We start from the raw sequence: 13,117 nt of genomic DNA, 5'->3' as shown, positions 1-13,117 counted from the left end.
CAGGGGTGCTCCTGTTTACCCTGGCTGCGCGGCGCTAGGCCAAGGTCGGAAGGTCAGCATCCTGAGCGCTTCAGGGCGCGGAAAAGGCAGCGATCCTAGACGTTTGGGTCAAGTGTCCGGTTCTGCCTCGTCGCTTCCACAGCTCGGGCGTCGGCCGGCCTTGTGCTTGTGTAGTTATGCTATATTCTGCCGCCATGCACGGCCTCGGATGGGCTGTTTCCATGCCCGGCACGGGTTCGAATGAGCGTGCCGCCGGGTTACAGGGACGGATGAAATGATCTCGGAATTGAGTGGTAAGCTGTTCATCGGTGGCGGCTGGAAGACGGGCGTGGGCGCCCGCATCGCGGTCCTCAACCCGGCGACGGGCGAGTCGATCGGCGAGATCGCCGCCTCGACCGCGGACGAGATCAACGAGGCCGTCGCCGCGGCGCGCGCGGCCTTCCGCGGCTGGGCCGATCTGCCGGCCAAGGCGCGCTCCGGGGCGCTGCATCGGCTGGGCGACGCCATCGCCGCCGATGCGGACGGCATGGCGCGGATCATGACGATGGAGCAGGGGAAGCCGCTCAACGAGGCGCGCGGCGAAATCCTGAAGCTCGCCGAAGCCTGCCATTTCTACGCCGAGGAAGCGGTCCGCGTGCATGGCGAGATCGTGCCGGGCGACACCACCGATCATCACAGCCTGGTCATCCGCGAGCCGATCGGCGTCGTCGGCGCGATCACGCCGTGGAACTATCCGGCCGAGCTGGTCGGCTGGAAGCTGTGCGCCTCGCTCGCCGCCGGCTGCACCATCGTCATCAAGCCGGCCGATCTGACGCCGTTCACGGCGCTGGCGATCGCCCGGAAGGTCGAGGAAGCCAAGATTCCGGCCGGTGTCGTCAATGTCATCACCGGGCCGGGCTCCGTGGTCGGCCAGGCGCTGGTCGAGCATCCGGGCGTCGACAAGATCGCCTTCACCGGTTCGAGCAGCGTCGGCCTGCGGATCCAGCAGTCCGCCACCACGGTCAAGCGCATGTCACTGGAGCTTGGCGGCAATTGCCCGATGATCGTCACGGAATCCGCGGATCTCGATGCGGCCGTCAAGGGCGCGGTGCGCCGCTCATTCCGCAATATGGGCCAGATCTGCATCGCGATTAACCGGGTCTATGTCGCCCGTCCGATCTACGAGGCGTTCCTGGCCAAGGTGAAGGTCGCGGCCGAGGCGCTGACCATCGGCAACGGCCTCGATAAGCCGGATGCCGATCTCGGCGCGATGGCTTCGGCCGATCCCCTCGCCAAGACGAAGGAGCATCTCGGCGATGCGCTGGCCAAGGGGGCACGGCTGGTGACGGGCGGCGCGGCGCCGGAAGGTGAGGCTTTCGCGCGCGGGCATTTCTTCCGCCCGACCGTGGTTGCCGATTGCACGCATGCCATGAAGGTGATGAGCGAGGAGACGTTCGGGCCGCTGCTGGGAGTCGCGCCCTATGACGGTCTCGACGAGGCGATCGCGCGCGCCAACGACACGCCCTACGGTCTCGCATCCTATGTCTACGCCAAGGACATGGACGAGGTGCGCTACCTCACCACGCGTCTCGACTACGGCAATGTGGCGGTCAACAATGTCGATGCCGGCGTCATGAACGCGCCTTATGGCGGTCGCAAGCAGAGCGGCGTTGGCTATGAGCATGGCCGCGAGGGAATGCTCGAATATTTCAACTTCAAGCATATCCGCATCCGCCATGATGAGCCGAAGGGGCGCTAGCATCATGCGCGCGCTTCTGGGGATCGATATCGGCACGTCCGGCTGCAAGGCGCTCCTGATCGACGAGGCCGGCGGCGTGCTCGCCAGTTCGACCGCGACCTACGGCCTGTCGCAGCCGCGTCCCGGCTGGACCGAGCAGGATCCCGCGCTCTGGATCGAGGGTGCCCGCCAGTCGGTCGCCGCCGTCCTGGCCGAGCGGGGCGATGTCGAGATCGCCGGCATCGGCCTTTCCGGCCAGATGCACGGCCTGACGCCGCTCGACGAGGCCCATCGCGTGCTGCGGCCGGCCTTGCTCTGGAACGACCAGCGCAACGGCGCGGAATGCGCCGAGATCACGGAAAAGGCCGGCGGCTTCGAAGCGCTGCTGGCCCTTACCAACAACCGCATGCTGGTCGGCTATACCGGCGGCAAGATCGTCTGGATGCGCAACCACGAGCCGGAGCTGTACGCAAAGCTCCGCCATGTCGTGAACCCCAAGGACTATCTGCGGCTGGTGCTGACCGGCGAGATCGCGACGGAAGTCTCGGACGCTTCCGGCACCGGCCTGTTCGATGTCCGCAAGCGTTCATGGTCCGGCGAACTGCTCGAACGTCTCGACATCGATCCGGCGCTGCTGCCGCCTTGCCATGAATCGCAGGTCGTTACCGGTCGGGTGAACCGCTCCGGGGCGGCGCTGTTTGGCTTGCCGGAGGGCATTCCGGTCGTGGGCGGTGGCGGCGACAGCGTCATCCAGACGCTCGGCTCCGGCGTGATGATGCCCGGCGAATTGCAGACAACGATCGGCACGGCCGGCATTGTCGCGAGCGCGCTCGAAGCGCCGGAAGACAATCCCGACGGCCGGCTCCAGGTGTTCTGCAATGTCGCGCCGGATAGCTGGCACTGCATGGGCGTCTCACTTAATGCCGGCGGCGCCATGTCGTGGTTCCGCGACACGATGGGCTCGATGGGGCAGGGGAGCGAAAAGCTCTCCTTCGACGAGATCGTGGCGAAGGCGGCGATGAGCCCTGCTGGTGCGAAGGGCCTGTTCTTCCTGCCCTATCTCTATGGCGAGCGCTGCCCGCATCCCGATCCGATCGCGCGCGGCGCCTTCGTCGGGCTGACGGCCCGCCACGAGGGCGGCGACCTGGCGCGCAGCGTCATGGAAGGCGTCACCTATGCGCTTCGCGATATCCATGGATTGATGCAGCGGATCGGGATGCAGCACAGCGTCATCAAGGCGTCGGGCGGCGGGGCGCGTTCGGCGCTCTGGCGCCAGATGCAGGCCGATTTGTTCGATTGCGAAGTGGTGACGACCGAGGGCGCGGCCGAGGGCGGTGCGTTTGGTGCGGCGCTGGTGGCAGGCGTCGGCGTCGGCATCTGGCCGGACGCGAAGACGGCGGCGCAGCTCTGCAAGCCGCTGACGCGCCAGTTGCCCGATCGCGAGACTGGCGACACGCTGCGCCGGGCCTTTGGCATCTTCGAAGGCCTCTATCCTGCCTTGTCGCAAAGCTTCGCGGCGATTGCGGAAGCGAAGCTCGATGCGTGACGAGACCGGTATTGTCGACAGAGAGACGGACATGACCAAGCCGCTGCCTGCCTATGGGGCGCTGATTTTCGACCTCGACGGCACGCTGATTGACAGCGCGCCGGATATCGCGGCGGCGGTGAATGCCTATCTGTGCTCGCGCGGCTGGCCGGAGCAGGAGACGGAATTCGTCGAGCGCTTCATCGGCAATGGCCCGCGCCGGCTGCTGCTCGACATGCTGGTCGAGCTCGGCCTGCCGAGCGACGACGAGACGATTCGAGCCGCGCATGCCGCCTATCTCGCCCATTATGGCGAGGCGCCGGCGCGGCTGACCCGATTCTACAGCCATGTCCGCGAGGATCTGGCGGCGCTGAAGCAGGCAGGTTTTCGCCTCGGCATCTGCACCAACAAGCCGCATGCGCTGACGCTTCGCGTCCTCGACTTGCTCGGCATCGCGCCCCTGTTCGATGCCGTGCTCGGCGCGGATGCGGTGCCGGCCTGCAAGCCCGATCCCGGCCATCTTCTGGCCGTGACGAAGCTCATGGGGCTCGGCGAGGGCGAGTGGGCCTATGTCGGCGACACTACGGTCGACCAGGCGACAGCGGTGGGCGCCGACGCGCCGTTCTTCGTCGTTCCCTGGGGCGGCGGCAAGCTGGTGCCGGCAGAGCCTGAGCAGCGTCTGACGCGGCTGCTCGATCTCATGGCCTACCGGCCCGTCCAAGCGGCCAGCTGAGGGATAGCGGATGTCAGCCAACAGCCTGCTGCAGCGCATTCTCCAGGAGCAAGACCGGATGGGGCCGGCCGAGCAGCGGCTGGGCAATTTCGTCAAGACGCATCCCGGCAAGGTCATCCATATGAGCATGGCGCGGCTGTCGCAGGAATGCGACGTCAGCGACCCCACCGTGATGCGCTTCTGCCGCCGCTTCGGCTTCGAGGGCTATCAGGACTTCAAGCTCAACCTGGCGCAGAGCCTCGTGCCGTCGGCGCCCTTCGCCTATGAGCAGATCGTGCCGGGCGACTCGATCGAGAACATCGTCCGCAAGACCGCGCGCAATTCGCTGAATGCGATCCAGCGCGCGTTGGAGGATCTGCTGCCCGCCCAGATCGAGGAGGGCGCCCGGCTGCTGCAGGCGGCAAGCTGGGTCGGCATCTATGCCACGGGCATTTCCGAGGTGACGGCGGTCGACGCCGAGCACAAGTTCCAGCGGCTCGGCATGCGCTGCGCGGCCGTGATGGGCCGCACCAAGCAGTGGCTGCACGCCGAAGCATCGCGGCCCAATGAGGTGGCGCTGATCTTCTCGCAGTCCGGCCACACCAAGCAGATGATCGAACTGGCCATCGCTGCCCGCACCGGCGGCGCCCGGGTCGTCTCGATCACGGCGGCGGACAGCCCGCTGGCGCATGTGTCCGATGTGCTGATCGCGGTGACGCCCTATGACCGCACGGAACTGCTGACGCCGCTCGCCTCGCGGCTCAATCATCATTTGGTGATCAACATGCTGGTGACCTCGATCGCCGTCACCAGCGGCAGCGAATTCCCCGACCAGTTGCCGGCGCTCGATTCGTGGCAGACCGACAAGATCTGACCGCCGGCCGATCCGTTTCGCATTCGAAGGACAAGACATGACCACTCAGGATGAAGCCAAGAAGGTAGCCGGCCGCAAGGTGATCGAGGAATTCGTGCGCGACGGCATGAAGCTCGGCCTCGGCTCCGGCACGACGTCGCATTTCTTCGTGCGTGAGCTTGGCAAGCATGTCGCCGCCGGCCTCAAGGTCACCTGCACGACCACGTCGCGCGCCACCAATGACGTCGCCCGGGAAGTCGGCATCAAGATCACCGATCCCAACGAGATCGGCGAGCTGGACCTGACCGTCGATGGCCCGGACGAGATCGACCGGCAGTTCCGCATGATCAAGGGCGGCGGCGCCTGCCTGCTCTGGGAAAAGATCGTCGCCCATGCCTCGAAGCAGATGATCACCATCTGCGACGAGACCAAGATCGTCGACCAGCTCGGCGGATTCCCGCTGCCGGTCGAGGTGGTTCAGTTCGCCTGGAAGCAGACGGAGCGCATGGTTTCGCGCCTGTTGGCCGAGCATGGCATCGCCGAAGCTGTCATCGTGCGGCGGATGAAGGACGGCCAGCCTGTCGTGACCGATAGCGGCAACTTCATCCTCGACTGCCGCTGCGGCGTCATTCCCAATCCGGAACAGCTGGAAATCAAGCTCAACCAGATCCCGGGCGTCGTCGAGAATGGCCTGTTCACGCGGGAATCGCAGGGAATGGTCGTCGGCTGCTTCGACGGCACCGCCTATGTTGCCATGCGGTGATGTAGTAAAACAAACATCCCGCTCCAGAACGGTTCCGTGGCCAGCTTCCAAGCTTCCCCGTTGTGGCGGGGAGGTGCCGGATTGGGGTGTCCGCGATTTCCATATATTCGACTATCAAATCAACTATTTAAGCCAAAAATACCGGATCGCCACGCGCCGCTAGGCCATTGACAGTCCGTCGTGATGTAGTGAAACTAGATTGCATTCCAGTCGGCAGGGATTAGGGAGCCGATGGGACATGGGAGGATTGAGTGACAAACGTGAACAACCTCAGCCGTCGCGGCCTGCTCAAGGCAGGCGCGGCTCTCGGTGTCGGGGCAATGGTCGGCGGGAGCAGCAGCGCTTTTGCGGCGGACCGCGTCTTCGTTCCCTATAGCAACAAGAGCCTCGATTACTACTTCTTCGTCATCCAGGAAGAGGCCGTGAAGCGCGCGGTCCAGGCGAACAAGTGGGAATTCCAGGCGACCAACGCTAATTTCGACAACACCCGCCAGCTGGAGCAGTGGCAGAGCCTGATGCTCTCCGACCCTTCGGCGATCATCAGCGACCCGATCGACAGCCAGGCGATCGTTTCGGCGATCCGCCGCTATAACCAGAAGGGCATTCCGGTCGGCATCATCGACACGCCGGCCGATGGCGGCGACGTCGCGATCACCGTCTCGTTCGACAATTACCTCGGCGGCCAGATGGCGGCCCAGGAGATCATCAAGCGCCTAACCGCCAAGTATGGCAGCCCGAAGGGCACCGTGCTGAACTGCTTCGGCGCGCTGCAAAGCGTCGCCTGGCGCCTGCGCAAGGAAGGCATGGACGCCGAGTTCGCCAAGTATCCGGAGATCAAGTATCTCGCCCGTCCGACAGAAGGCGCGCTCGACCAGATGCTGGCCGTGACGCTTTCGACGCTGTCGGAATTCCCGGATCTCGACGCGGTGCATGCTCCCTCCGATTCGCCTTCGCGCGGCATCGTGACGGCGCTGCAGCAGAAGGGTCGCTGGAAGAAGGTCGGCGAGGAAGGCCACGTCATCTTCGTCAACATCGACGGCGAGCCGGTCGCGCTGAAGTGGATCCAGGACGGCTTCATGGACGCCTGCGTGTCGCAGGATCCGATCGCCTATGGCCAGATCGCGGTCGAGATGCTCGGCACCTATTCGATGAAGAAGCAGGCCGTTCCGATCGGCCCGTACGAGAACAAGAAGTACTTCTGGGAGAAGGGCGAGATCGTCGCCGGCAAGACCGGCCCGACGCTGATCATTCCGCCCTTCATCATCGACAAGTCGAATTCGGCCGATCCGCGCCATTGGGGCGCCATCGCCGAGATCGAGTGGAAGATCCCCTACACATAGTCGGCAAGGACGCCGCGCCGGTGGACCCGTTCCTCCGGCGCGGCGTTGCCTTCTGTTGCGCCGCGCTCGATGCGCGGCCGTTCCGTTTTTGACAGGAGATGCGCGTGACCGTGCCGATGACATCCAGATCGCAGGCCGCGAGCGACTATGTTCTGCGCGTGGAAAACCTTGGCAAGGTCTATGGCGGCGCCGTGGCGCTGCGCGATGTCAGCCTCGCCATCCGCCGCGGCTCGATCCATGGCCTGCTGGGCGAAAACGGCGCCGGCAAGAGCACGCTGGTCGGCATCATGTCGGGTCAGCGCCAGCCGACGACGGGCACCATCTATCTCGATGGCGTGGCGCTCGGCCATGCCGACGTGCCCTCGATGGAAGAGGCGGGCGTGTTCCTGGTCACCCAGGAGCCGATGATCATCGATCATCTCTCCGCTGCCGAAAACCTGATGCTCGGCATCTGGCCGCGCCGCTTCGGCTTCGTGAACTGGCGCAAGCTGCGCAAGGACGCCGCGCGGATGCTGGCCGGCACCGGCATCGATCTCGACAAGCCGGCCGGCAAGCTCGACGCCGTGGCGCGTCGCAAGCTCAACATTCTCCGCGCCATGTTCAGCGGCGGCAAGATCATCATCCTCGACGAGCCGACGGCGGCTCTGACGGTCGAGGACCGCAACCAGCTGTTCGATTTCATGCGCCGGCTGAAAGCCGACGGCGTCACCTTCATCTTCATCTCGCACTACAATGACGAGATCCTCGATATCTGCGACGCCGTCTCGGTGCTGCGCGACGGCGTGCTGGCCGGCGGCTCCGAGGATGTCGGCAGCCTGACCTCGGCGCAGCTTTCCGAACTTGTGCTCGGACGCGGCCTGGTGCTGTTCCAGCGCGAGCGTCGCAGCTTCGCCGACGATGCGCCGGCCGTGCAGCTCCGCGATATCGTTGGTCCCAGCGTCCGCGTTCCCGCGCTCGACCTGCGCCCCGGCGAGGTGGTCGGCTTCACCGGTTTGCCCGGCGCCGGCGCCAAGGAACTGGCGCGCTGCATCTTCGGCCTGACGCCGGTGCAATCCGGCACGATCCGCTTTGCCGATGGCACCGAGACGCAGAAGCTGCCGAGCCATCCGCGCGATGCGTTCGAAGCCGGCATCGCCTTCCTCTCCGACGACCGCCGCCGCGATGGTGCGATCGGCCAGATGTCGATCGGCGCCAACATCTCGCTGTCGTCGCTCTCGGCGGTGGCCAATGCCGGCTTCCTGAGCAAGGACGCCGAGCTGAAGCTTTCGGACCGTTATTTCGCGGCGATGGATATCAAGGCGCCTTCGGCCGCCGTCGCGGTCGATACGCTCTCGGGCGGCAACCAGCAGAAGGTCTGCCTCGGCCGCGTGCTGGCGACGGGGCCACGCGTGCTGATCCTCGATGAGCCGACGCGCGGCATCGATGTCGGCGTCAAGCAGGACGTGCTCCGGATCGTCGACGATCTGAGCCGGACCGGCGTCGCCGTCATCATCGTCTCGACCGATACCGACGAGATCACCCGCGCCGTCGACCGGGTCTGCATCTTCGAGAATGGCACCATCGCCCGCGAGCTCACCGGCTCCGAGATCACCAATGACCGGCTCCGGGGGCTTGAGCCGGCTTAGGTCCACATTCGGATCTTGCGCCGGCCACCCGGGATGCCATGCTGACAACGAGGAAGAGATGAGCCGCACGATGACCGTCGCCGCCAAGACCGCGAGCCCGACCAGCGCCGCCCCGACCACCAAGGAGGGCGGCCGTTCCGCGCTTGGCTGGGTGCTGCACAACGTGGTGTGGATCTGGCTGATCGCGCTGGTCGTGATCTTCGGCCTGTTCAACCAGTTCTTCTTCACCGTCAACAACATGCAGAACATCATGGTGCAGGCCACGGTGCTCGGCATGCTGGGCCTCGCCGTGGCGCTGCCGCTGCTGGTCGCCGAGATCGACTTGTCGCTGCCGGCCAATCTCGGCTTCTCCTCGGCGATCGGCGCGATGGCCTATTCCGACTGGGGCCTGCCATGGTTCCCGGGCATGCTGGTCGGCGTCGGCGTCGCCACCTTCATCGGCTTCTTCAACGGCCTCTGCATCACCAAGCTCAAGATGGTGTCGCTGATCCAGACGCTCTCGATGATGATCATCCTGCAGGGCGCGCTTCTGGCGCTGACCCAGGGCCGCACCATCACCAATCTTTCCGATGGCTATGTCTGGATCGGCCAGGCGACGATCGGCGGCTGGCCGATCATGCCCTTCATTTTCGTCATTGCGCTGGTCGGCGTTGGCATCCTGCTCTCCAACACCGTGTTCGGCCGCCGCGTCTATGCGGTGGGCGGCAATCCGGTCGCCTCCAATTCGGCCGGCATCCGCGTCGACCGGGTCAAGATCCTGACCTATACGCTGGCCGGCTTCCTGGCCGGTTGTGCCGGATTCCTGCTGGCGTCCTGGCAGATGGCGATCACCTCGAACCAGGGCTCGAGCTATCTGCTCTATGCCATCGCGGCCCCCATCATCGGCGGCGTCAGCGTGTTCGGCGGCCGCGGTAATGTCATCGGCGTGCTGGGCGGCGTGCTGCTCCTGACGATCATCCAGGTCGGCCTCGCCATCATCTCGGTGCCGTCCTTCTATGTCGGCATTATCGGCGGCGTCATGATCTTCATCGCCGTTGCCATCGACGCCATCCGCGTGCGCTATTTCAGCTGACCGCGCATCGCGCTAGCGTTGCACATTGCGCCGATCGGCGCGGAGGAGACCATGGGGAACAGCGCCGGAGGCGTGCTGTTTCCGCGACTAGGCCGGCCCTGGACAGACCATAAGGCGCGAAGGGCAGCGTGCCGTCGATTGCAAAGCTTCTTTGCAGGGACGGTCCGCGGTCTAGTCTCTGCCAGGAAGATCCAGGGAGGGATCCATGTTCGTTACGCCGGACGGAGAGCGCATTCTGATCGTCGATGGCCATACCCACCTCTGGGATGGGCGGCCGGAGAACTGGCGCAACGACTATGGCCGCACCTTCATCGACACGTTCTGGGGCGGGCATGTCGGCTTCACGCCCGCCGACAAGCGCTGGACGCAGGAGCAGTTCCGCTACTACGGCGCGGAGAAGGCCGCCCGCGACCTGTTCGTCGACGGCTATTGCGATGCCGCCATCATGCTGCCCGTCGATCTCCGGGATTTCTACAAGGACGGCTTCAACACCACCGATCAGTGCAGCGAGCTGAAGGCACTTTGCCCGGACCGCATCGTGCTGAACGGCCGGATCGATCCGCGCGAGGGCGCGCGCGGGCTGGCAAGGCTTGAGCAGGACCACGACCGCTTCGGCTTCAAGGGCGTCAAGCTCTATACCGGCGAATGGAACGGCATCTCGCGCGGCTACCGCCTCTCCGACGATTTCGTGAGGCCGTATCTGGAGAAGTGCCGCGAACTGGGCATCACCATCATCCATGTCCATAAGGGGCCGACGACGCATCCGCTCGACTATGACGCCTTCGATGTGCGCGACGTCGACAACGTCGCGACGAGCTTTCCGGACCTGACCTTCGTCGTCGATCATTGCGGCATGCCGCGCATCGACGATTTCTGCGCCGTCGCCGGCCAGGAGCCGAACGTCTATGGCGGGCTGGCGCTGGTCACCTCGTTCATCCGCGCCCGGCCGCGCCATTTCAAGACGATGCTGATCGAACTGCTCTGGGGCGTCGGGCCGGACCGGCTGATCTTCGGCTCGGACTACGCGATCACCAGTCCCGACTGGATCATTGAGGCGTTCATGGCGTTCGAGCTCGATGAGGAAGATACGACCGAGGCGGGACACGCGCTCGACCTCGATGCCAAACGCAAGATTCTGGGCCTCAACGCCGCCAAGCTCTACGGGCTCGACGCCGATGCGTTGCTGAACCTGCCGCCGGTCGATCTGCCGGCAGCCGAGGCATCCCGCCATGCGGCCGAATGAGGCCACGCCGTCGCCCGCTGCGCCGTTGGCGGTCGCGGACAGCTTGACCGAGGCGCGAGCGGAAGAGGTGCGCCTCGCTCTGGAGACGATCCGCGACCCCGAACTGGACGAGACGGTCACGGCGATGGGGTTCATCAAGTCGATCGAGGTCGACGGCGGATCGGTCGGCGTTGCCTTCCAGTTGCCGACGCAATGGTGCGCGGCGAACTTCGCGTTTCTGATGGCGGCCGACATCAAGGCGGCCCTGGTGGCGCTGCCTTGGGTCACGTCCGCCGAGGTGGTGCTGCGCGATCATTTCGCGGCGCGGCGCATCAATGAAGCGGTCGCGCAGGATCTCTCCTTCATGCAGGCGTTTCCGCAAAAGGCCGAAGGCGAACTGGACGGCCTGCGCCACACCTTCCTGGAGAAGGCCTTTCTGGCCCGCCAGCACGCCGTGCTCGATGTCCTGCCCAAAGGCGGAAATCTCCCGCTGCCGGCGCTATGGACCCTTCCGGATCTGGAGCGGGTCGCGCGCGAGACGGCAAGCCTGACCGAACCTGTGGCGCGCTATCTGGCGCTGCGCCGCAACCTGCCCGGGGACCGGGCCTTCGTCTCGGCCCAGGGCGAGCCTGTCGAGATTGCGCACTGGACAGTGCATGTGCGCAGCGTCCGCGGCACGGCGGTCACCATGGCGGCCAATGCCGAGCATTGCCGGGTCCTGGCGGCGGCCAATCCGGACTGATTTTTCGAGAAGAGTTAGATGCGGCGCGGGCGGGATAGGGGCTCGACTACCTATGCGTTGGTCAGGGCAAGAAACCGGAAAAACTGCCCTGTTCCCCGTGCCGCCACGTCCGGTTGACGCGCGCCGCATCTGGTAGGGCAACCCCTCAGCGGCGCGATGGTTCCCGGTCGGGGCGATGTCCTGGCCGACCGACTTTGTCGGTTCCTGAGTGTCCGGCCCGCAGCGTAACAAGCCAGCCGATGTCCTCCGTCGAGCCGCATTCCTCATCACCTCTCCCTCGGGGAGAGGTGATGAATGGAAGCGGCCGCACGGCTGGTTCCAGACTTTCACTCTTATGCGGGCAGGAGGCCCGCCGCCTTGGCGTGGCGGCGGGCGCCATCGGCAGGATGCGGCTCTGCCGTCTTTTCCTGCCTCCCCTGGCTGTTGGTGATGCCGGATCCGTCCGGCCGGTAGACGCAGCCGAAGCGATTGGCGAGGAACGCCGCCATCGGAATGTCTTCCTGCCGGACCAGTCCCGTCGCGGGAAGCTTTCCCTCGGCCAGCAGGTCGAGCACCGCGCAGGCGGCCGAGGCCGTCGTCAATTGGATCGCGCTGCAGGCGCTCGGGCCTTCCCCGCGGCTATAGATCTTCTTGGCGTAGATTTCTTCGACAAGCCGGCCCTGCTTCATGCCGCTGACGCTGACGAAGATCACCACCACGTCCTGCCGTGTCGTCGGCAGCGATTGTTCCAGGATATCCTTCAGCAATTCGCGCCGGGCGCCGAGGCGGAGATCGTCGAGCAGCACCTTCATGATCGCCGCATGGCCGGGATAGCGGACCGTCTTGTAGTTGAGCCGCCGCACCTTGCCGGAGAGCGTCTCGCACAGCGTGCCGAGACCGCCGGAGGTGTTGAACGCCTCGTAGAGCACGCCGTCGAGCGAGAATTCCTCGCGTTCTTCCAGCGGCGGCACCGAGACGAGCCGCCCATTGGTGATCGCCTCGCAGGGCTCGCAATATTCGTTGATGACGCCGTCCGTGCTCCAGGTCAGGCTGTAATTGAGCCCGTTGGAGGGAAACTGCGGCAGCGCGCCGACCCGCATGCGGATGCTGTCGAGGCTGTCGAAATCGCGCGCCATGTCGTTGGCGACGATCGAGATGAAGCCGGGGGCGAGGCCGCATTGCGGGATCAGCGCCGCGCTGGCGGTCGCCGCCATGCTCTTCACGAAACGGGTGCTGGCGACGTCTTCCGTCAGGTCGAGATAGTGCACGCCGGCTGATATCGCGGCCGTGGCGACGGCGGTCGTCAGGTGGAAGGGCAGGGCGCTGATGACGGCAAACGAGCCTGCCAGCGTTTCGACCAGCGCGCCTTCGGTGGCGACATCGGCCACGCGGTGCGTCAGGCGCGGCAGTGCCGGCAGCGCGTCGAGGCTCGCTTCGCTGCGGTCGACCAGTTCGACCCGGTAGTCGCCCGTCTCCGCCAGCATCGACGCGATGGTGCTGCCGATCTTTCCGGCTCCAACGACGGTGATGGTTTTCATGGCGGCGGCTCCCTCGCTCTCGAGGTGCC

General features: G+C 65.5%; 11 protein-coding genes. 10 read left to right on the top strand and 1 reads right to left on the bottom strand.

Going from position 1 to position 13,117, the window contains the following annotated elements:
* Positions 1 to 274 precede the first annotated feature (274 nt).
* The 10 genes from ABIE08_RS11200 (at position 275) to ABIE08_RS11155 (ending at position 11,571) form a co-directional block, all read left to right on the top strand.
* Positions 275 to 1,738, top strand: a complete 1,464-nt coding sequence (locus ABIE08_RS11200; protein ID WP_354550989.1) for an aldehyde dehydrogenase family protein — start codon at positions 275 to 277, stop codon at positions 1,736 to 1,738.
* Between the two features lie 4 nt (positions 1,739 to 1,742).
* Positions 1,743 to 3,263, top strand: coding sequence for a xylulokinase (gene xylB, locus ABIE08_RS11195; protein WP_354550988.1), 1,521 nt, complete (start codon positions 1,743 to 1,745; stop codon positions 3,261 to 3,263).
* Positions 3,264 to 3,294: 31 nt separating this feature from the next.
* Positions 3,295 to 3,975 (top strand): HAD-IA family hydrolase, encoded by a 681-nt coding sequence (locus ABIE08_RS11190; RefSeq protein ID WP_354550987.1) that lies wholly within the window; start codon positions 3,295 to 3,297, stop codon positions 3,973 to 3,975.
* Between the two features lie 10 nt (positions 3,976 to 3,985).
* Positions 3,986 to 4,828, top strand: coding sequence for a MurR/RpiR family transcriptional regulator (locus ABIE08_RS11185; protein ID WP_354550985.1), 843 nt, complete (start codon positions 3,986 to 3,988; stop codon positions 4,826 to 4,828).
* Between the two features lie 37 nt (positions 4,829 to 4,865).
* Positions 4,866 to 5,570: a ribose-5-phosphate isomerase RpiA gene (gene rpiA, locus ABIE08_RS11180; protein ID WP_354550984.1), complete on the top strand. Its 705-nt coding sequence runs from the start codon at positions 4,866 to 4,868 to the stop codon at positions 5,568 to 5,570.
* Between the two features lie 251 nt (positions 5,571 to 5,821).
* Positions 5,822 to 6,910, top strand: coding sequence for a substrate-binding domain-containing protein (locus ABIE08_RS11175; RefSeq protein ID WP_354550983.1), 1,089 nt, complete (start codon positions 5,822 to 5,824; stop codon positions 6,908 to 6,910).
* 98 nt (positions 6,911 to 7,008) lie between these two features.
* Positions 7,009 to 8,535 carry a sugar ABC transporter ATP-binding protein gene (locus ABIE08_RS11170; protein WP_354550981.1) on the top strand — a complete coding sequence of 509 codons (1,527 nt, stop codon included), beginning with the start codon at positions 7,009 to 7,011 and terminating at the stop codon, positions 8,533 to 8,535.
* A 58-nt stretch (positions 8,536 to 8,593) separates the two neighbouring features.
* Positions 8,594 to 9,607, top strand: coding sequence for an ABC transporter permease (locus ABIE08_RS11165; protein ID WP_354550980.1), 1,014 nt, complete (start codon positions 8,594 to 8,596; stop codon positions 9,605 to 9,607).
* 205 nt (positions 9,608 to 9,812) lie between these two features.
* Positions 9,813 to 10,850: an amidohydrolase family protein gene (locus tag ABIE08_RS11160; RefSeq protein ID WP_354550979.1), complete on the top strand. Its 1,038-nt coding sequence runs from the start codon at positions 9,813 to 9,815 to the stop codon at positions 10,848 to 10,850.
* On the top strand, positions 10,837 to 11,571 hold the full coding sequence (locus tag ABIE08_RS11155) for an iron-sulfur cluster assembly protein (RefSeq protein ID WP_354550977.1): 735 nt from the start codon (positions 10,837 to 10,839) through the stop codon (positions 11,569 to 11,571). The genes ABIE08_RS11160 and ABIE08_RS11155 overlap by 14 nt, the downstream gene beginning before the upstream one ends.
* Positions 11,572 to 11,903: 332 nt before the next feature.
* Here ABIE08_RS11155 and ABIE08_RS11150 read toward each other — a convergent pair whose 3' ends face one another.
* Positions 11,904 to 13,088, bottom strand: coding sequence for a saccharopine dehydrogenase family protein (locus tag ABIE08_RS11150; protein ID WP_354550976.1), 1,185 nt, complete (start codon positions 13,086 to 13,088; stop codon positions 11,904 to 11,906).
* Between the last annotated feature and the right edge of the window lie 29 nt (positions 13,089 to 13,117).

The organism is Kaistia defluvii (assembly GCF_040548815.1).
Classification (GTDB): Bacteria; Pseudomonadota; Alphaproteobacteria; order Rhizobiales; family Kaistiaceae; genus Kaistia; species Kaistia defluvii_A.
This window is presented reverse-complemented; position numbering and strand designations above follow the sequence as displayed.

What these genes read in the sequence shown, in the direction of transcription:
- xylB (WP_354550988.1), top strand. Translation starts at nt 1,743, where the DNA reads ATGCGCGCGCTTCTGGGGATCGATATCGGCACGTCCGGCTGCAAGGCG.
- ABIE08_RS11165 (WP_354550980.1), top strand. Translation starts at nt 8,594, where the DNA reads ATGAGCCGCACGATGACCGTCGCCGCCAAGACCGCGAGCCCGACCAGC.
- ABIE08_RS11190 (WP_354550987.1), top strand. Translation starts at nt 3,295, where the DNA reads ATGACCAAGCCGCTGCCTGCCTATGGGGCGCTGATTTTCGACCTCGAC.
- rpiA (WP_354550984.1), top strand. Translation starts at nt 4,866, where the DNA reads ATGACCACTCAGGATGAAGCCAAGAAGGTAGCCGGCCGCAAGGTGATC.
- ABIE08_RS11150 (WP_354550976.1), bottom strand. Translation starts at nt 13,088, where the DNA reads ATGAAAACCATCACCGTCGTTGGAGCCGGAAAGATCGGCAGCACCATC.
- ABIE08_RS11155 (WP_354550977.1), top strand. Translation starts at nt 10,837, where the DNA reads ATGCGGCCGAATGAGGCCACGCCGTCGCCCGCTGCGCCGTTGGCGGTC.
- ABIE08_RS11185 (WP_354550985.1), top strand. Translation starts at nt 3,986, where the DNA reads ATGTCAGCCAACAGCCTGCTGCAGCGCATTCTCCAGGAGCAAGACCGG.
- ABIE08_RS11160 (WP_354550979.1), top strand. Translation starts at nt 9,813, where the DNA reads ATGTTCGTTACGCCGGACGGAGAGCGCATTCTGATCGTCGATGGCCAT.
- ABIE08_RS11200 (WP_354550989.1), top strand. Translation starts at nt 275, where the DNA reads ATGATCTCGGAATTGAGTGGTAAGCTGTTCATCGGTGGCGGCTGGAAG.
- ABIE08_RS11170 (WP_354550981.1), top strand. Translation starts at nt 7,009, where the DNA reads ATGCGCGTGACCGTGCCGATGACATCCAGATCGCAGGCCGCGAGCGAC.